Source organism: Marinobacter shengliensis, from assembly GCF_003007715.1.
Classification (GTDB): Bacteria; Pseudomonadota; Gammaproteobacteria; order Pseudomonadales; family Oleiphilaceae; genus Marinobacter; species Marinobacter shengliensis.
The window spans coordinates 55229-72815 of sequence record NZ_PXNO01000003.1 but is presented as its reverse complement, the minus strand read 5'-3'; the positions used below and the strand labels follow the sequence as shown (position 1 = coordinate 72815).

19 protein-coding genes are annotated in these 17587 nt (G+C 58.8%); 18 read left to right on the top strand and 1 reads right to left on the bottom strand.

All coding sequences use genetic code 11. The annotated features are described in order from the left end of the window. The first annotated feature begins 1 nt into the window (after position 1). The 14 genes from C7H10_RS00965 (at position 2) to C7H10_RS00900 (ending at position 14582) form a co-directional block, all read left to right on the top strand. Positions 2-331 (top strand): hypothetical protein, encoded by a 330-nt coding sequence (locus tag C7H10_RS00965; RefSeq protein ID WP_106693347.1) that lies wholly within the window; start codon positions 2-4, stop codon positions 329-331. Next, positions 328-2040, top strand: a complete 1713-nt coding sequence (mshL, locus tag C7H10_RS00960; protein ID WP_244178154.1) for a pilus (MSHA type) biogenesis protein MshL — start codon at positions 328-330, stop codon at positions 2038-2040. Before C7H10_RS00965 ends, mshL begins: the two co-directional genes overlap by 4 nt. Beyond that, positions 2040-2879, top strand: a complete 840-nt coding sequence (locus C7H10_RS00955; RefSeq protein WP_061333578.1) for an ExeA family protein — start codon at positions 2040-2042, stop codon at positions 2877-2879. The genes mshL and C7H10_RS00955 overlap by 1 nt, the downstream gene beginning before the upstream one ends. Then, the gene (locus tag C7H10_RS00950; protein ID WP_106693331.1) at positions 2876-3982 is read left to right on the top strand and encodes an MSHA biogenesis protein MshN; all 1107 of its coding nucleotides are present in this window, start codon (positions 2876-2878) and stop codon (positions 3980-3982) included. The genes C7H10_RS00955 and C7H10_RS00950 overlap by 4 nt, the downstream gene beginning before the upstream one ends. Next, on the top strand, positions 3979-5745 hold the full coding sequence (locus C7H10_RS00945) for a GspE/PulE family protein (RefSeq protein WP_106693330.1): 1767 nt from the start codon (positions 3979-3981) through the stop codon (positions 5743-5745). Before C7H10_RS00950 ends, C7H10_RS00945 begins: the two co-directional genes overlap by 4 nt. Next, entirely contained in the window at positions 5745-6974 is a 1230-nt protein-coding gene (locus tag C7H10_RS00940) for a type II secretion system F family protein (protein ID WP_058090017.1), read from the top strand. The genes C7H10_RS00945 and C7H10_RS00940 overlap by 1 nt, the downstream gene beginning before the upstream one ends. Beyond that, the gene (locus tag C7H10_RS00935; protein ID WP_244178153.1) at positions 6974-7555 is read left to right on the top strand and encodes a hypothetical protein; all 582 of its coding nucleotides are present in this window, start codon (positions 6974-6976) and stop codon (positions 7553-7555) included. The genes C7H10_RS00940 and C7H10_RS00935 overlap by 1 nt, the downstream gene beginning before the upstream one ends. Before the next feature lie 37 nt (positions 7556-7592). Continuing rightward, positions 7593-8093, top strand: a complete 501-nt coding sequence (locus C7H10_RS00930) for a prepilin-type N-terminal cleavage/methylation domain-containing protein (RefSeq protein ID WP_106693329.1) — start codon at positions 7593-7595, stop codon at positions 8091-8093. A 27-nt stretch (positions 8094-8120) separates the two neighbouring features. Beyond that, a complete protein-coding gene (locus C7H10_RS19395; protein WP_279629197.1) occupies positions 8121-8600 on the top strand; it encodes a type II secretion system protein in 480 nt (159 codons plus the stop codon). A gap of 101 nt (positions 8601-8701) precedes the next feature. Next, positions 8702-9184: a type IV pilin protein gene (locus tag C7H10_RS00920; protein WP_106693327.1), complete on the top strand. Its 483-nt coding sequence runs from the start codon at positions 8702-8704 to the stop codon at positions 9182-9184. Next, positions 9181-9699, top strand: coding sequence for a type IV pilus modification PilV family protein (locus C7H10_RS00915; RefSeq protein ID WP_061333584.1), 519 nt, complete (start codon positions 9181-9183; stop codon positions 9697-9699). Before C7H10_RS00920 ends, C7H10_RS00915 begins: the two co-directional genes overlap by 4 nt. After that, positions 9699-10484, top strand: coding sequence for a PulJ/GspJ family protein (locus C7H10_RS00910; protein ID WP_106693326.1), 786 nt, complete (start codon positions 9699-9701; stop codon positions 10482-10484). Before C7H10_RS00915 ends, C7H10_RS00910 begins: the two co-directional genes overlap by 1 nt. Beyond that, complete coding sequence (locus C7H10_RS00905; RefSeq protein ID WP_106693325.1) at positions 10474-10890, top strand: hypothetical protein; 417 nt, start codon at positions 10474-10476, stop codon at positions 10888-10890. The genes C7H10_RS00910 and C7H10_RS00905 overlap by 11 nt, the downstream gene beginning before the upstream one ends. Beyond that, positions 10887-14582, top strand: coding sequence for a DUF6701 domain-containing protein (locus C7H10_RS00900; RefSeq protein ID WP_106693323.1), 3696 nt, complete (start codon positions 10887-10889; stop codon positions 14580-14582). The genes C7H10_RS00905 and C7H10_RS00900 overlap by 4 nt, the downstream gene beginning before the upstream one ends. A 13-nt stretch (positions 14583-14595) precedes the next feature. Here the strand turns inward: C7H10_RS00900 and C7H10_RS00895 are convergent, their stop codons facing one another. Beyond that, positions 14596-15042 carry a cupredoxin domain-containing protein gene (locus tag C7H10_RS00895; protein WP_106693322.1) on the bottom strand — a complete coding sequence of 149 codons (447 nt, stop codon included), beginning with the start codon at positions 15040-15042 and terminating at the stop codon, positions 14596-14598. A gap of 180 nt (positions 15043-15222) precedes the next feature. Between C7H10_RS00895 and C7H10_RS00890 the strand changes: the two genes are divergently transcribed. The 4 genes from C7H10_RS00890 to C7H10_RS00875 are packed head-to-tail and all read left to right on the top strand — an operon-like array spanning position 15223 to position 17573. Continuing rightward, entirely contained in the window at positions 15223-15966 is a 744-nt protein-coding gene (locus tag C7H10_RS00890; protein ID WP_208622788.1) for a MotA/TolQ/ExbB proton channel family protein, read from the top strand. Then, entirely contained in the window at positions 15956-16354 is a 399-nt protein-coding gene (locus C7H10_RS00885; protein WP_106693321.1) for an ExbD/TolR family protein, read from the top strand. Before C7H10_RS00890 ends, C7H10_RS00885 begins: the two co-directional genes overlap by 11 nt. Beyond that, the gene (locus tag C7H10_RS00880) at positions 16351-16770 is read left to right on the top strand and encodes an ExbD/TolR family protein (protein WP_106693319.1); all 420 of its coding nucleotides are present in this window, start codon (positions 16351-16353) and stop codon (positions 16768-16770) included. Before C7H10_RS00885 ends, C7H10_RS00880 begins: the two co-directional genes overlap by 4 nt. After that, the gene (locus C7H10_RS00875) at positions 16770-17573 is read left to right on the top strand and encodes an energy transducer TonB (protein ID WP_106693318.1); all 804 of its coding nucleotides are present in this window, start codon (positions 16770-16772) and stop codon (positions 17571-17573) included. Before C7H10_RS00880 ends, C7H10_RS00875 begins: the two co-directional genes overlap by 1 nt. Positions 17574-17587 lie beyond the last annotated feature (14 nt).

Here is a 17587-nt window from a genome sequence, read left to right as displayed (position 1 = left end):
GATGGCACATCCTTTGTTCAGATATTTGATGATGACGTTGGTGTCACTTGGGTCGCTCCAGGCCTATGCCTTGCAAGACCCGACCCGACCTCCCGGTGCTGACTCGCAGCCGGTGGTGGCATCGCCGGCCCGGGAGATTCGGCTGGGCTCGATCCTCCTGGGCAAGGAGCGGAGGATTGCCGTCATTGAGGGGGTAGCCCTGACAGAGGGCGACAGCCACGACAACATACGTGTGCGCCGTATCTTCAAGGATCGGGTAGAAGTAACCGATCGCGGCCAACCCAGAACCCTGTATCCGGAACCGCTCCCGCAGGTGCGGAGAACACCATGACAGACAGTCGGACCATGATGACAACACTCAGACCTCTCGCAGCTGCCATGCTCTCACTAACGCTGGTTGCCTGCGCCAATAACCCGCTGATGCGGACGTCTGCCGCCACATCAACAGACGTTGCTGATCAGATTGACCAGGCGCTGGCCGAAGCAGAGCGACAAACCCCTGTCTCGGGCGCCGCAGCCGCTGATCCTGCTCCTGCATCGGCCGCGGATATCAGCAGTCAGTTGCTGCCGCCCCTGTCCAGCGCGCAGGAGCAAGACGAGCGGTTTGATGTGAATGCTCGCGGCGTTCCAGCCTCCAGCTTCTTTGAAGCGCTGGTGGAGGGTACCCGCTATAACGTGGTGGTCCATCCGGGCGTTACGACACCGGTTGATCTGCGCCTGAGCGATGTCACCGTCCCGGAAGTCATGGAGATTGCTGCGGATTTATACGGTCTGGATATCCAGCGTAATGGCCGGCTGTTTCGGGTGGCGGAAGACCGGATACAGACAAGACTTTTCCCCATTGACTACCTGCATTTCAAACGCCGAGGTGGCTCAGAAACCCGTGTCAGTTCGGGCCAGGTCAGCAGCGCCCGGGGCAGTGGCAACGGTGCTTCCAACTCAAACTCCAATTCCAATACCGGTAATGAAACCCGAAACCTGGTGGGCACCACCATCTCGACCGATACCGAGTCTGACTTCTGGCGGGATATTCGCCAGACGGTGGCTATGATCGTGGGTAATGATGGCCAGGTAGTGGTTAACGCTGGCGCGGGCCTGGTGATGGTCCGGGCGGGCGCTGATGATTTGCGGATGGTGGAGGATTACCTGCGCCGGACAGAGCTGATCATGCAGCGTCAGGTTGTTCTGGAAGCGAAAATACTGGAGGTTACTCTGAACGAGGGCTATCAGCAGGGCATCAACTGGGCTGACGTCCAGAGCTCCGCCGGTCGTGCCGATTATTTCACGGCCCAGTCGCTGGCGGGTCAGCCGATCCGCACCCCGGATATTGGCGGGCTGTTCTCCGCCACGGTGAGCGCCGGCGATTTCACTGGTCTGATCCAGCTGTTGGGCCAGCAAGGCAATGTTCAGATTCTTTCCAGCCCGCGCATCTCCACCATCAACAACCAGAAAGCCGTCATCAAGGTAGGTACCGACGAGTTCTTTGTCACCGATATTGATTTCAATGATAACAACTCGGCGGTGACGGCCACTGACAGAACCTCCACCTCGGTGGAGTTGACGCCGTTCTTCTCCGGCATTTCCCTGGACGTTACCCCGCAGATTTCCGACAGCGGCGCGATAACGCTGCACGTGCACCCGTCTGTCAGCGAAGTGAATGACCAGGAAAAGGTCATCACCATTGGTGAGCGGGATGTCACCCTGCCGCTGGCGCGCAGCACGGTACGTGAGACCGACAGCGTGATTCGGGCAGAAAGTGGGCAGATCGTGGTGATCGGTGGTTTGATTCAGGATACCAGTGAAGACACCACCTCGGCCGTACCCTTCTTCAGTGATATTCCGCTGGTGGGGGAATTGTTCAAGCAGCGCCGCTTCGAATCCCGCAAGAGCGAACTCGTCATCCTGATACGGCCCATGGTGGCCAACGCTGGCCAAATGCAGGCGGATGTGCAGGCCAGCCGGGAGCGGATGAACGTGCTCAGAGATCTGCTGAACTCGGCAGAGTCGGTCAAGCCCCAGGCGGAGACGGCCCCCCGCTGATGTACGAAAGCCATTTTGGACTGCAGGAAGCACCGTTCGCATTGACGCCAAACACCCGATATTTCCTCCGGGCGCCCAGTCATGCCGATGCGTTGGAGCTGTTATTGGTGGCGTTGCAGCAACGGGAAGGCTTTATCAAGGTGACTGGCGAGGTGGGCACCGGAAAGACCCTGCTCTGCCGCTTGCTGCTCAACGAACTGGACAAGACCGCCTGCACGGCTTACATACCCAATCCGAACCTGCCGCCGGAGACCCTCTATGAGGCGGTTGCCGAGGAACTGGGTGTCGACGTGGCCGGGTGTAGTAACGGCCACCAGATTCTCAAGGCGCTGAACCAGCGATTGATTGCCCTGGCCATGGAACAAAGCCCGGCGGTACTGGTGATTGATGAAGCCCAGGCCATGCCCGAAGAAACCATTGAGGCTCTGCGGTTGCTGACCAACCTGGAAACCGAAAGCACCCGGTTGTTGCAGATTGTGCTGTTTGGCCAGCCGGAGCTGGATACCATCCTGGCGAAGGACAGCCTGCGCCAGTTGCGCCAGAGAATCACCTTTCAGACCCGATTGCAGCCACTGGGTCAGGAATCCGTGGGCCAGTACCTGCGGCATCGCCTGGCCCGGGCCGGCTATAACGGAGCGGACATTTTTGCCCCGGCAGCATTAAAGGTCATCTGGCGTTCATCCGGCGGTATCCCCCGGCTGGTCAATGTCCTGGCCCATAAGTCCATGCTGGCGGCCTGGGGGCGGGGAGACCGGCAGGTGGCCAGAAAGCACGCTCTGCAAGCCGTGAAAGACACAGAGAGCGCCCGCCCCGTTAGCTGGTTCCGGAGGTGGGGATGAGCTTGTTGAATGATGCCCTGAGGGCAGCAGAGGAACGGCAGAATCCGCCCCGTGTGGCCGGCACTTACACTGGCCAGCCTGTGGCCCGGGATTCGACGGCGTCCGGGACGCCGATTGCCATTGTTTTGATGGTGGCACTGGCGTTGATGGGTGGCGTAGGTGCCTGGTGGATGCTGTCAGGTAGTTCTGAAGAGCAGTCCGTTGTCGCCGATAGCGCCAAGGTTTCGGCAGCCCCGGAATCACAAGAGATCACGGAGACAGCCGCCCTGCCAGAGGTCATCGTCGAACCGGTCCCTGTTGAGCCTGCTTCTGAAACCGAGGTGTCGGCGCCTGATAGTGCATCCATTGCTAAGGTCGTGATGGTAACCGAGCCCACGCCGGAACAAACCGGGCCCGCCAATGTGGAGCCCGCGGCAGACCAGAACGAGCCCGAGGTTATCCAGGTGGCGCAAGCGCAGCCACCTAGCCCTGAGCGGGAGGTGAACACTGCGAATCGTGCGCCGGAAGCATCGGTAAAGCAGCAACGGGAAACGCCGGAAGCCGTCGACCTGCGCACCAGTCGTGAACTGGCCGGGTTGCTGGCAACCGGTCGCAATGGTGAGGCAGAGCGTGCACTGACGGAACTGACCACCCTTCAAACGGCTCCCCGAAGCCGGGAGATCTTTGCTCGGGAGATGCTGGTTCTGGATAGGCCCGGGCGTGCCCTGGAATGGCTTCCGGACTCTGTGACCAACGAACATGCCAGCCTGAGATTGCTGAAAGCCCGCGCCCAACTGGCACTGGGCGATTTGAACCTGGCGATCGCTACGTTGCAGGCCCGGGTGCCCCCGGTGGCTGAACAGGTGGAATATCGCATTACCCTGGCCACCTTGTTGCAGCAGGCCGGCGCAGCCGATGAATCCGCTGGCCACTGGTCGGAGTTAATTGCTCACGATGACAGCCAGGGCGCCTGGTGGCTGGGGCTGGCCATTGCGCTGGAAACCGGTGGGCGCAATCGAAGTGCGCTGCAGGCCTATACCCAGGCTGCGGCCATGCCCGGAATGTCTGCTTCACTGGCGGACTACGCGCGGCAACGCATATCAGTTTTGCAGGCGGAATCATGAGTACGGAACCGAAAAAGAAAATCCGCATAGGCGACCTGCTGGTTCAGAATAATGTCATCACTGAACAGCAGTTGATGACCGCCCTGCGGGAGCAGAAAAGCACCGGACGCAAGCTTGGCCGAACGCTCATCGAGCTGGGCTATGTCGACGAGGACAACCTGCTCAACATCCTGTCCCGCCAGTTGGACGTGCCCTTTGTTCAGCTGCGCCATTACCAGTTCAATAACGAACTCGTGAAGAAACTGCCGGAAGCCATGGCGCGTAGGTTCCGGGCCATTGTGCTGGCGGAACAGGGCGGAGAGCTGCTGGTGGGCATGGCGGACCCGCTGGATATTTTTGCCTACGACGAACTAGTGCGGGTGCTCAAGCAGCCCATCAAACAGGCGGTGGTGCGGGAGAGCGAACTGCTCAACACCCTTGATCTGGTCTACCGCCGCACCGATGAAATAGCCTCCCTGGCGGAAGAGCTGGAAGACGAACTGGGTGATGACGCTTTCGACCTGGCCGACCTGTCCGCCGAATCCGAAAGCGCCGACGCCCCGGTGGTCAAACTGCTGCAGACCCTGTTCGAAGATGCCGTACAGGCCAGAAGCTCGGATATCCATATCGAGCCCGACGAGACCGTCGTGCGCATTCGCCAGCGGGTGGATGGTGTACTGCAAGAACAGGTGATGAAAGAAAAGCGCGTAAATGCAGCGCTTGTTCTGCGCCTGAAGCTGATGGCCGGGCTCAACATTTCCGAGAAGCGCCTGCCCCAGGATGGCCGCTTTAACGTGCGGGTGAAAGGCCGCAGCATTGATGTGCGGGTATCCACCATGCCGGTTCAGTACGGCGAATCGGTGGTAATGCGTTTGCTGGATCAGAGCCAGGGCACTCTGGATCTGGAAAGCACCGGCATGCCGCTACACCTGCTGGACCGCTTCCGCAAACTGATCAAAAAGCCCCATGGCATGATTCTGGTCACCGGCCCCACCGGTAGTGGTAAAACCACCACCCTCTACGGTGCCCTGACCGAACTGAACAAGGCGGAAGTGAAGATCATCACCGCCGAAGACCCGGTGGAATACCGATTGCCGCGCATCACCCAGGTACAGGTAAACCCGAAAATCGGGCTGGAGTTCGCCACGGTGTTGCGCTCCGCCCTGCGGCAAGACCCAGACATCATCCTCGTGGGCGAGATGCGTGACCACGAAACCGTGGAAATCGGCCTGCGCGCCGCCATGACCGGGCACCTGGTGCTGTCGACCCTGCACACCAACGATTCCATCAGCAGTGCCATGCGTTTGATCGACATGGGCGCCGAGCCGTTCCTGGTGGCCAGCTCCCTACTGGGCGTGGTGGCCCAGCGCCTGGTGCGCCGAGTGTGCGATAACTGTAAGGAAACCTACCAGCCTTCTGAGCAGGAACTGGTGTGGCTGCAGTCCTTCGACCTGGACCCACTGGATATCGAGGCCGGCTTCGTGCACGGCCGTGGCTGCTACCAATGCAGTAATACCGGTTACAAGGGCCGGGTGGGCGTGTACGAAATGCTGGAAATGAACGAAGACATGCTGGATGCCCTGCGCAGAAAGGACGTGTCCGACTTTACCCGGGCTGCCCGCAAGAGCCCATTGTTCCGACCGCTTGGCCAGTGCGCTATGAACTATGCCCTGCAGGGCGTGACCTCTTTACAGGAGGTTGCACGGGTGGCGGCCACTACAGAAGGTGCATTGCTGGAAGGTGACGATCTGGCAGCCGACGGCGCCATAGGGGTAGATGACTGATGCAGTTCAGCTACCGGGGTAAAGACAACCGTGGTGTTGTCCAGCAAGGTTCACTGACCGCCGCCAATGTGGATGCGGCGGCCAGTGAACTGATGCGCCGCGGTATTACCCCGCTGGCCATTCAGGAACAGGTGCAAACGCAATCCGGCATGGACCGGGTAAACAACCTGGCCATCTTCCGCAAAAAAGTAACGCTGGATGAACTGATTGTGTTCTGCCGGCAAATGCACGCGCTCACCAAAGCGGGCATCCCGCTGATCCGCACCATGCGCGGGTTGGCGGAAACCTCCCGTTCACCGGTGCTGGCGGAGGTACTGGAAGATATCACCAATCGCCTCGAAGGCGGTAACACCATGGCCACGGCCATGCAGGCGCACCCGAAAGTATTCTCCGACCTGTTCATCGCCATGATCCACGTGGGCGAAAATACGGGCATGCTGGATGACGCGTTCAAGCGCCTGTCGGAAATCCTGGAACTGGAACGGGACACCAAACGCCGGGTAAAACAGGCCCTGCGTTACCCCACCTTTGTGGTGGTGGCCCTGCTGGCGGCCCTGATGGTGGTGAACTTTCTGGTTATTCCCAGGTTTGCCTCGGTGTTCAGCCGCATGGGGGCCGACTTGCCCTTCCTTACCCAGGTCTTGGTCGGCACGTCTAATTTTCTGCTCAATTACTGGTATGTGATGTTGTTTGGTTTCGCCGCTGCCGGTGTGCTCGTGCGCCAGTGGAAGCAGACAGAACAGGGGCGGGAAATCTGGGACCGCTACAAACTGAAGCTCCCGATTATCGGCCCCCTGCTGGAGCTGATTACCCTCAGCCGGTTTGCCCGGAACTTCGCCACCATGTTGAAAGCTGGTATGCCGGTGACCCACGCCTTGACCGTGGTCGCCGATGCCACAGACAACGCCTGGATAGCGCACCACATCAAGGATATGCGCCTGGGCATCGAGCGCGGCGAAAGCCTGCTGCGCACCGCACGCGCCAGCGAAATGTTCACCCCGCTGATTTTGCAGATGATTGCCGTGGGCGAGGAAACCGGCTCGGTGGATGACATGCTCAACAACGTGGCGGATTTCTACGACGAAGACGTGGACTACGGCCTGAAACGGCTGGCGGAATCCATAGAGCCGATTCTGATTGTGGCCATGGGCATCCTGGTACTGATATTGGCGCTGGGCGTGTTCCTGCCCATATGGGACCTGGGAGCCGCCGCCATGGGGCGCGGCTAGTGCGCGAGCCGCTCTGGTCTGCCGCCAGTGGGCTGGCCAACGCCCGGCGCATGCGGCTGTTTGTTGCCCTGCTGGTACTGTTCACCCTCTGGTGGGTGTTACTGGGCAAGTTGGAAGGCGAGCTGCAGCGGGCGGAACAACAGAGCGTGAACATGGTGTTGAGCCAATTACGGGCGGCACTGGTGGTGAAAGGGGCCGAAACCATGCTGAGCCGGCAGGGCAGCCTGGAAGAACTGGAAGGGCGTAACCCCTTCGACTGGCTGGATCACCAATGGCCCATGTACTCGGGCGAATGTAGCGATGGGGAACCGAAGCAAGGTGGCTGGTGCTTTCGTCCCGGACAACAAAATGAAACAGGCGAAGATGGCAAGGGTTGGTTAATTTATAACCCAAAGCAGCCGATAACCATTGAAGGGCGGCTCGCAGAACCCGACGACCCCTTCGCCTGGAGAGTGATAACCGAATTTGCAAACCGCAGCAGGAACAACGTGCGGGTGCAAGCACAGCGGCCAACCGGCCTGAAACTGGCACCGGTGCCGTTGACAGAAACCACAGTGAGCGGGCAGGACGCCAGCCGCTGACGGGATAACACGACAGATCACAGGCAAGAGGCGACGAATGATGCGGTACAACAGCAGGCAAAAACAGAAGGGGTTCACCCTGATCGAGCTGGTGGTGGTGATTGCCATCCTGGCGATACTGGCGGCCTTCGCGCTGCCCAGGTTTGCGCAGCTTTCGGAGCAGGCGCATCAGGCGAGTATCAAGGGTACCGCTGGTGCGTTGAGCGCGGGTGTGTCGCTTGTTAAAGCGCAGTGGACCGTCAACGGGTTGACCACTGCCGTCGCCGCAGTGGAAGGATTTGGCAATGACGACGTCGCCGCTACCGACGATGGTTGGCCCGACCCTGCGGCCAGTGGTGGTTGTGCCGCGCTGTGGAACAGGCTTCTGCAGTCTAACGCTCCCCGTGTAGCTGCTGCAGGTGCTGCGGATAACACCACCGAATACCAGGCAACGGCTCCGTCAGCTGGAGTCTGCAATTACGAGTATCTGCCAGATGGTCAGGAAAGTTTCATTGAGTACAACTCGAATACCGGTGAAGTTATCACCGACATCAACTAAGAAAACTGAGATCCAGGAGAAGTGACTATGATGACGATGCAAAAATTCACACCGAAGCGTGAGCAAGGTTTCACCCTGATCGAACTGGTTATGGTGATTGTGATTCTGGGTATTCTGGCGGCGTTTGCTTTGCCGCGGTTTGCGGATTTGGGCGGGGATGCCCGGGTCAGCACTGTACAGGGGGCAGCAGGCGCAATTCGTTCAGCAAACTCTATCGTCCGCTCTGCCTGTCTTGCTCGCCAAGGGTGTGATCCAGCTGCAGCCACAGGTAATGTCCAGCTTGATGGGGCTAGTGTTGATACCGTGTTCGGATACCCCGCAGCGACCCAGGCCGGTATTTTAGACGCTGCCCAGATTAACGCCGATGACTATACGGTGGTCCCAGGGAATCCAATTATCGTTCGCGCAAATGGTGCGGCGACTCCCGCTAACTGTCAGGTTTCCTTTACCGCAGCAGCAGATGCTGATACTGCGCCGGTCATTACGGTAGACGTAACTGACTGTTAATCGAGCGGGGGGGATGGTTATTGAGGGCAAGCCGTTGCCCTCAGCTTTCATATCAAAAAGTGGTTAACTAACCCGACTTCAATAGGGGTTATGGAGGGGGCATGAGGACCGTGAGTGCTACTTGGGCCTCGGGATTTACCCTGGTGGAATTACTGATGGTCATTATCCTTATCGGCGTACTTTCCGCCTTGGGAGTCGGCCTGTTCGCCAGAAGCTCAGCCTTTGCCCCCTTATTGGCCACCCAACAACTAGCCTCCGCCACGCTGCTTGCCCAACAAGCAGCGCTGGCGGGCAACCCCTCTACTTCTGTAACCATCCGCCAAACCTCGAATGCTTTTGAGTTCGAGGCGGCGGATTCCCTGTTTTCCATCCGCCGTGAGGGCGCCAGTGTGGCGTATCAGGTAGCCGGTCAATCCGGGCTCACTCCGATTCCTGGCGGCGGGTTTACCATCAACTTTGACCGAATGGGGCGCCTGGCGGCACCGTTCAGCGGTCAAAGTCTCCAATTCCAGATCTCAGGAGACAGTGACTTTACCCTGTGTCTGAGCTCCCTTGGCGCCGTGTATCAGGGGCCTTGTTCATGAGGTCTTGCCGGCGCCCCGGTGTTCGCCAGCAGGGCGCGACCTTGGTGGAGCTGGTGATGACCATTGTCATTATCAGTATTGCCATCGCCGGCGTTGTTGGTGCCTTTGCCTTGATCACCGGCCGAAGCGCTGATCCCTTGAATCAGACCCGTGCGGTGGCATTGTCGCAACTCTACATGGACGAAATCCTCTCCAAATCCTTTGCCCATGATTCCCCTGTGGGCGGCGGAGCGGTGGATGCCGGCGACGCGGATTGCAACAACCTTGGGCCGGATGGCGAAACACGGCGTACCTTCAACGATGTGGACGATTATCACACCCTGAATAACGCGCCGCCCGAGAACAGCGAGGAGGAATCGTTATCGGGCTACAACAATTTTCAGGTGTCTATTTCGGTGGCCTGTGCCGGCACCGAAGTGGGCCTGAGCAATCATGAAGCCAAACGCATCGATATTACCGTTACCGATCCCTCCGGGAACACCTACCTGTTCAGCGCCTACCGGGGGAATTTCTGATGCGCCGGCAACAGGGGTTCACCCTGGTCGAGCTGGTGATGGTCATCGTGCTGTTGGGCATTGTGGCCACCATCTCGGTGCAGTTTGTTGCCCTGTCCACTCGTGGTGCGCTGGACGTAAGCGAACGGCAACAGCGCGCGCTGCAAGGCGTGGTGATCAGTGAGCAAATCACCCGGGAGGTGCGCGAAGCGTTTCCCCTGTCCGTTCGCGAGAACGGCGAATGTCTGGAATGGCTGCCGGTAATCGCCGGCACCGGCTATGAATCCCTGACAACAGGCCCAGGCTTTGATGAAGTGAGCATAGTACCCTTCGGCCGAGCAGTCCCCGCCGGTGCCCGGCTGGTGGTGTACGGCTACGGCTCGGCCCAGTCCAATCTCTACGGCACCTCCAATCCTGGGCCGGTTTCACCGGCCATTAATGCGGTCGCGGATAGTGATACAACCATTGAACTGTCCGCCAGTCATCGTTTTCGCGAGCGCTCACCGGAAAAACGCGTTTACGCCATCACTAGCCCGGTCAGTGTCTGTCAGGTTGGGCAATGGCTTTATCGATTCAGCGGGTACTCTCCAGGCTCTACTCAGCCTTCTGCTGCTGCCCTGAACGGAGCCGGTGGAACTCGGGAGGTTATGAGTGCCAACCTGGTCGGCGGTTCGTTCAATCTAAAAGTAACGCCACCCTCGTTGCAACGGGCGGCGGTTGTGAATTTTGAATTTGAGTTGGCAAACCTGAATGGTGACGAGACCACTCGAATGAGCCAGGAGGTGCAAATTCGCAATGTACCCTGAGCAATCGATTCACAATCAGGCCGGTGCCGGTTTGCCGGTCGCACTGTTTGTTATCACCGTGCTGGCGCTGCTGGTCATCGGGATGGCTCAGTTGCAACAAAGTTCCAGCAACGCTGTAAGTCTGCAAATCCAGTCTCAGCGTGCCTTTTTCTCCGCAGAAAGCGGTGCTCAGCTCGCGGTTGCTGACGTCCTCTATGGAGGGCGGTCCTGTCCGGCTTCCTGGGTGCTGAATTTCACCGAGGCATCCCTTTCAAGCTGCTCGGCGTTGCTGGCTTGTTCCGCAGAGGATCCATCCGGGGGTACGGGGGGCAGCGGCGGGGACACGCTCTACACAATCACGAGCAGGGGTGTCTGTGGTTCAGGCGCGGATGCCGCGGAACGAGTCCTGGAGGTTAGAGTACGATGAGGTCCCCCCACTTCTCCTGGGCCATGCTGGCAGTACTCTTCGTGTTGTTCATGGCAGCGCCGCCAGCTTGGGCGGCCCAATGTTCTGATGTGTTCGGTGCTCCCAGTGGTGTCAACAGCAACCTGCAGGCTTCCGGAAATACCTTGGACCTTTCGGGGGTGCCCTGGGCCAACAATCCATGGCCAGTATCAGGCACGACACTGGCCGCCGGAGACTATTATTTCGGTAGTGCGAACCTTGGTAATGGGTACCAATTGAATGTCGCAGACGGTGCCCAGGTAAGGATTTTTATCAATGGTTCGCAAGCCTTTGGGAATAACATTGCAATCAATGCGGGCGGTGATCCGGGCCAGTTGTTATTGGTGACCAGAGGTAGCCTGACCTTGGGGAACAACGCCCAGGTCAATGGGCTACTCTACGCCGCCGGGTCGATCAGCGTTGGCAATAATGCTGTGATCACGGGTGGCCTGGCAGCCGGTGGCGGCATCAGCACCGGCAATACCGGCCCGGTGGCAGACTACAGCGGCATTGAGCAGGGCTTGTTGGCCGGACTGTGTGCCAGACGTGTGGAGCTTTCCGCCAATGGTGACAGTGTTGGACCGGTTGCAGTGGAAGTTGGGAACGCTGTGTCCCTGGCTGTCAGGGGGGAGGGGTGTTCAGACGTTGAGTCTACCTTTAACCAGAGGTGGAATGATCGGTGGTTGGTTAACGGTGTATTGGTCCAGTCATCCACTAGTACACCGACATTATGCGAGCGTTCACCGGTAACTCAAACGGTCACATTTGATCAACCGGGTGATTACATGGTGCGGTTTGAATCTCGCTATCAGAACTGCTTTCTGTTTTTCTGCGGAGGCGAACAGCCGTTTGGCGAGGATGAGATACTGATCAGGGTTACAGACCCAAATGACGGCCTGACCTGTTTTGTCGATGACTTCGACGGCGGAAGCCTATCTGCGGACGATTGGGTTACTTCTGTGGCCAGTGGAAGCTTCACCCCCTCGGTCGTCAACAATCGATTAAGAATGACCCAAGCCGTCAGTAATCAGTCGACAGCAGCGACGCTGCAGCGAGAGATCCCGGGCGCAGACAATCTGGTGATTCTCGAGTTCGACTATTTTGCTTACGGTGGCAGTGGTGCAGACGGGCTGGCGATTGTGTTGTCAGATTCTGCAATAACGCCGCAGCCAGGCAGCTTCGGTGGTTCACTGGGGTATGCCCAGCGAGATAATGGCGACCCCGGGTTTGCAGGCGGTTGGCTCGGGATAGGGCTGGATGAGTTTGGTAACTTCTCCAATCCCACCGAGGGGCGGCAGGGAGGACCTGGTTCCCGTGCAGACGCCGTTGCCATTCGCGGCGCCTATCAGGGCAATTATCGTTACCTGAGAGGCACCAACACGCTTTCGCCGGGCATTGATCAGGCCGGTACTAACCCCACGGCCCAGCGCTATCGAATCACCGTTGATTCCAGGCTGGCGGGCCAGGCCATCGTGTCGGTAGAGCGGGATACTTCCGGAAGTGGTAACAATTTTCAGACGCTGATTGCTCCGTTCAATGCGCTGGCGGAGCCCGGCCAGCCTGCGGTGCCGGAGAATTTCCTGCTCTCCTTGACGGGTTCCACTGGTGGCTCCACCAACATCCATGAGCTTGGAAACATTGAACTGTGCGCCTTAAAGTTGAATCCCGTAGGGCAACAGGTAGACCATTTCGAGATCATTCATGACGGCGTTGCACTGACGTGCCAACCCGAGACAGTACAGATTCGAGCATGCGGCAACGCCGATTGCTCTGAGCTATTTACCGACCCAGTACAGGCGACGCTGGCCCCCGCCAACGGTTGGCAAGGTGGAAACGTGGTGTCGTTGGTAAATGGCTTCGGGGAGGCGACGTTGCAGAACACGTCGCCCGGAACCGTGAGGCTTGATGTTGTTGGCTCAAATCCTTCAACACGCCCCCAGGCCGTGACACTATGCCAGATAGGCGGATCCTTGTCGGCGTCAAATTGCGACCTGCCCTTCTTTGAATCGGGCCTGGCGTTTGACCTTCCCGATCTGATTTCACACCGCCCCTCCGGCCCTGTTCAAGTGCGGGCGGTCCGTCAGGATGATGCCACTCAGCAATGTGTGCCGGCGTTTGCAAACCAAACCAAAGCCGTGGATTTTTGGTCCGACTATGTAGACCCTGGTCCGGGTGGTCGTGAAGTCAGTCGAGAAGTTTCTGTGAATGGAGCGTCGGTCGGCATCGACGCTTCCACACCCGTCGGGATCGAATTGGCATTTGATGATGATGGTATTGCGGAGATCGATTTGGTCTACCCGGACGCAGGGCAGATGCAGCTCAACGCGCTGTATCGGGGCAGCGAAGCAACTGAGGATGCCGGCCTGCTGATGCCTGGCGCGGACAGCTTTGTGAGCGTGCCCGCCGGTTTTTGTGTTTCCACGGCAGTGTCCTGTTCCCAGGGTGATGAGACCTGCCCGCTGTTCCGCAGGGCAGGGGAATCCTTTGACCTGAGCATTACCGCAGCAGGTTGGCAGAGTGACACAGATGTGGATTTCTGTGCTGGTAATCCGGTCACGCCAAACTTCGAACTACCGGGCATTCCTTTACAGGTGGAGTTGGTGGCCCCTGCCGGTGGCGAGACCGGTGTGGTTTCTCCTGGTAGTTACGATCATGCTCGAGCCGTTGATGCGCAAACCACGGTAGCTGTAGATCAGTCCGAAGTGGGTGTATTCCGCTTTCTCACAAGCCCCGCGCCCGGCGCTTATCTGGGGCGGGATCTGCCACAGGGCCGGAGTGCTCCGGTCGGGCGCTTCTATCCTGACCGCTTCCGGGTCACGGTGGACCCAGGCGCCTTTGAAGCGGAGTGCGGGGCAGGGCAGTTCACTTACACGGGACAACTGTTCGGTTGGTTGATGGCGCCCACCGCGCTGCTTGAGCCGTTGTCTGTACAGGGCGGGCGAACCCGAAACTACACGTTCGACGGCTTCAGGCGCCTATCGGTGGCCGGCGTCTCAACACTTGTTCCCATCGAGGACCTTGCTGCAACCGATGCCAATGGCGACCTGATGGCGTTTTCTGTCACTCAGGAGGCGGCCGCACTCAGCGTACAGGAACCCGGACTTATGTTGTTCTCGTTCAACCCGAACGATCAGTTCGAGTATCCGAAGAGCCCGGTCACGCGGGTAGAGGCATTCTTGCCGCAGTTAGAATTTACCGTCACATCGGTTCAGGATACCGACGGCGTTCAGGCGGAGGCGGCCCCCTATGACTTCGAACCGGAGGCCTCTTTTGAGATCCGCTACGGCCGGCTGATCATGGAGAACGTTTACGGCCCGGAAACGGTGGAGGCCTTGTTCATGCCGTTCAGGGTGGAGTCTTTTGAGGGCGGGCGGTTTGTTACCCATGATGCGGACGGTTGCACCACATGGACAACGACCAATATTGATTCGGCCGAAACTCACCATGTGCTGCTGGCGGATTCCGGGGTTTTCGACCAGGGCACAGCCGGGCCATTGCGCCTGGAACCTGTTGGTACCCAGGGCACCGATCTGGTGACCTGGGATGTACCGGAGTGGCTGGAAGACGATTGGAACAACGACGGGGTGCTAACAGACCCTTCCGCTACCGCCACGTTTGGCGTCTACCGGGGCAACGACCGCATCATCTACTGGCGGGAAGTGCCCGCTAACTGAGCCTCCGGCATAATCAATAGATGCGTATGCTGCCGGTCATTCCTGCCTTCTGATGACCGGCTACCGGGCAGATCAGGTCGTTGAACTCTCCGGTTTGTACCGGCACAAACCACCAGTCCGCCTTGTGGCCTGGAAACACCTCAATTTCATGGATGTGCCCTTTGATTTCGGCTGTGCGCTGGCCGTCGGGTGCGTAGGTTTGCGCCTTGCGGGTAAACACCGAGCGTGCCAAGCCCTTGGAGGAAAAATAGTGTGGCTGGGGGCTGTTGTTGGTCAGCACCAGCCGGTAGAGCTTACTAGTCTCAAATTCGAGGTGTGATGGGCTGAATCGCATCTCACCCTCGGTCGTGCCCAGTTCGACTTCCACTACGATGGGCGTTTGTCTGGTCAGGTCGCCTTCACTGTGAGCCTGAAAGGGCAGTGTGATGCCAGCCACCAGTATTGTTATCCAGAATTTCATCGTGTTGTTCTCCTCATCCACTCGTCTCGACAGTATCAGCGGACAAGTCGGGATACCTAGCGTCTTTCCGTAGTACAACCAAAGTTGGGGAAGTGGCGACCAAAGGGCGGTTCAGGCGGGCCTGGCATTGTGTCAGGCTCAGGTTGAATCAGTGCCATTTGCGCGGGATTGGGTGAAGTGATGTCTGAGTGGTTGAGTCCGTTGGTGGAAATGGGTGTGTTGACGCCCGGGTTGGTGGAATTGCTGGGTATTGGCGGGCCTGTGGTGGCGATCTTGTTGGTATTCTCCATGGTTGCCGTCACGTTGATTGTTGGCAAATCCCTGCAGTTGTTTTTGACCACCTGGCAATCCAAAACAAAAGTTTCGGACAGTCTGTCTTTGTGGCGGGACGGCCAAGTGCGTGACGCCCACAGTCTCTTGATGACCTGCCAGCAGCCGGTTCCGGCGTTGGTGGCCAGTGCCATGGCTTCGGTGATGCGCCATGGTGACTCACCACTGGTTCGGGAGGAGCTGGCCCGCCAGGCGTCCCGGCACTTGGCGTCGCTCAAGAGCTATCTGAAGCCGCTGGAAGTCATTGCCACATTAAGCCCATTGCTGGGCCTTCTGGGTACGGTAATGGGGATGATTTTGGCGTTCCAGCAGATGGAAGCAGCGGGTAACCAGGTGGACCCGTCGGTGCTGTCGGGAGGGATCTGGCAGGCCCTGCTGACCACGGCTGCGGGCCTGATTGTGGCCATTCCCGTGGTCATGTTGCACAGCTACCTTGAGCGTAAAACGGACCGCTTGGTGGATGAGATGGAAGATGCGCTGACAGCGGTGTTTACCGGACCCTTGGTTGGCAATACTTCCGGCGCGGTGAATGTGTCTGAGGCGGCGGCTAATCCTCTTAACGCCAGTGATGAGCGGCGGGGCCATGCAGCTTGATCGCCCCGCGGCACCCTCCCGAAAGCTGATTGGTCTGACACCACTGATTGATGTGGTGTTCATTCTGCTGCTGTTTTTCATGGTCACCTCCTCGTTTATCCAGTGGCAAAGTCTCGACTTGATGGTGTCGACAGGCGAGGGCTCAGAGGTCTCCGGTGAGCCACCTTTGATGCTGGGCATGACGCCGGATGGCCGACCAATCCTGCCGGATGAGCCGCTCGTGTTTCTGGATGACAGGCAGCTGAGTGATCTGCTCGCTGGAGGTAACAAGTCCGTGATCCTCATACCCCATCCAGCGAGTTCAATACAACAGGTGGTCTGGTTACTCGATCAGGTAGGGGGATTGGGGGCAGCCAGAGTCTCGGTGAACACTGGGGCGGCAGAATGAAAATCAAACGTGGCAGCGCTCCGGCGGCCAGTAATGACGATCATCTGATACCGCTGATCAACGTGGTCTTTCTGATGCTGATCTTCTTCATGCTGGCCGGTCAGATTCGGGCGTCTGATGGTTTGCCGTTTGTTCCCCCTGCCATGGACTCCGGCGGACCGGAGGTGTCAGCGCAGGCCGAGATTCTGATGACGGAAGGTGGTGAGGTTTTTCTCAATGGCACCCCGGTCCAGCACGACGAGCTCTCGCGGGCATTGGCGGATGGCTGGGGTGTGGATGGAGCGGCGCGCTCCCAATCCCAGGTGCTGGTCAAGATTGATCAGGCGTTAACGGCAGAGCAATGGCAGCCGGTGTTGGCCTGGGTGTCGGAAGCTGGGTTTGAATCGGTGCACCTGTCCACGCGGCGGAGCCCGTGATGGGGTTGAAGCGTCGGTATCTGTTTGCGGGTGCGCTCTGTGCACTGGCGTTTCATGCCGGAGCCTTTCTGATCGTGCAGGGTGTATTGGTGCAACAGCCGGTGCCGGATGTGGCCGCAGATGAAGGGACCGATGGTGTTTTTGTGACGCTGGCGAGAGCTGACATGTCGCCTGCTGAAAGTCCTTCTGACACTGATCCAGAGCCGGTACAGGCCACCCCGAAAGAGGAGCCCCAGAAGAAGCCTGATTCCTTGCAGGCCCCCATGCCCGCGCCGTCGCCAGAAACAAAGCCAGAACCCCTGCCAGAACCAGAGCCCAAGCCACAGCCAACGCCAGAGCCGGAGCCTGTCGAGCCGGTATCGACAACGTCAGAACCCGATATGGATGTAGAGGAGCAGGAGGTGCCTGAAACCAGTGGCGCCGACCCGGCACCCACCGCAGAGCCTAACTTAGCCCCCGTCGAAGATGCCTCGGCAACCCCCGCCACACAGGCAGATACCGGTGGTGTGGTGAACGATGAAGCCCGTTATCTGCAAGCGTTACTGGGCCACCTGAACCGCTATAAACGTTACCCCGATTCTGCCCGCCGCATGCGTCGGGAAGGTGTGGTCGAGGTGACCTTTACGGTTAACCGGCAAGGCCAGGTGGCAGACGCCCGGGTGGTAAAGAGTGCGGGCTTTCGCCCTCTGGATGACGAGGTGCGGGAAATGTTGTCCAGGGCTGTACCGTTACCCGGAGTACCGGCGGATTATGGCCGGCCCGAGTTGACGGTGACCTTGCCCGTCGCCTTTTCCCTGCGGTAACGCCTGGCTTTAAC

Coding starts and splice junctions, on each gene's coding strand:
- C7H10_RS00965 (WP_106693347.1), top strand. CDS start 2: ATGGCACATCCTTTGTTCAGATATTTGATGATGACGTTGGTGTCACTT.
- C7H10_RS00905 (WP_106693325.1), top strand. CDS start 10,474: ATGTACCCTGAGCAATCGATTCACAATCAGGCCGGTGCCGGTTTGCCG.
- C7H10_RS00885 (WP_106693321.1), top strand. CDS start 15,956: ATGCAGCTTGATCGCCCCGCGGCACCCTCCCGAAAGCTGATTGGTCTG.
- C7H10_RS00890 (WP_208622788.1), top strand. CDS start 15,223: ATGTCTGAGTGGTTGAGTCCGTTGGTGGAAATGGGTGTGTTGACGCCC.
- C7H10_RS00880 (WP_106693319.1), top strand. CDS start 16,351: ATGAAAATCAAACGTGGCAGCGCTCCGGCGGCCAGTAATGACGATCAT.
- C7H10_RS00920 (WP_106693327.1), top strand. CDS start 8,702: ATGAGGACCGTGAGTGCTACTTGGGCCTCGGGATTTACCCTGGTGGAA.
- C7H10_RS00950 (WP_106693331.1), top strand. CDS start 2,876: ATGAGCTTGTTGAATGATGCCCTGAGGGCAGCAGAGGAACGGCAGAAT.
- C7H10_RS00940 (WP_058090017.1), top strand. CDS start 5,745: ATGCAGTTCAGCTACCGGGGTAAAGACAACCGTGGTGTTGTCCAGCAA.
- C7H10_RS00900 (WP_106693323.1), top strand. CDS start 10,887: ATGAGGTCCCCCCACTTCTCCTGGGCCATGCTGGCAGTACTCTTCGTG.
- C7H10_RS00910 (WP_106693326.1), top strand. CDS start 9,699: ATGCGCCGGCAACAGGGGTTCACCCTGGTCGAGCTGGTGATGGTCATC.
- C7H10_RS00945 (WP_106693330.1), top strand. CDS start 3,979: ATGAGTACGGAACCGAAAAAGAAAATCCGCATAGGCGACCTGCTGGTT.
- C7H10_RS00930 (WP_106693329.1), top strand. CDS start 7,593: ATGATGCGGTACAACAGCAGGCAAAAACAGAAGGGGTTCACCCTGATC.
- C7H10_RS00955 (WP_061333578.1), top strand. CDS start 2,040: ATGTACGAAAGCCATTTTGGACTGCAGGAAGCACCGTTCGCATTGACG.
- mshL (WP_244178154.1), top strand. CDS start 328: ATGACAGACAGTCGGACCATGATGACAACACTCAGACCTCTCGCAGCT.
- C7H10_RS00915 (WP_061333584.1), top strand. CDS start 9,181: ATGAGGTCTTGCCGGCGCCCCGGTGTTCGCCAGCAGGGCGCGACCTTG.
- C7H10_RS00895 (WP_106693322.1), bottom strand. CDS start 15,042: ATGAAATTCTGGATAACAATACTGGTGGCTGGCATCACACTGCCCTTT.
- C7H10_RS19395 (WP_279629197.1), top strand. CDS start 8,121: ATGATGACGATGCAAAAATTCACACCGAAGCGTGAGCAAGGTTTCACC.
- C7H10_RS00875 (WP_106693318.1), top strand. CDS start 16,770: ATGGGGTTGAAGCGTCGGTATCTGTTTGCGGGTGCGCTCTGTGCACTG.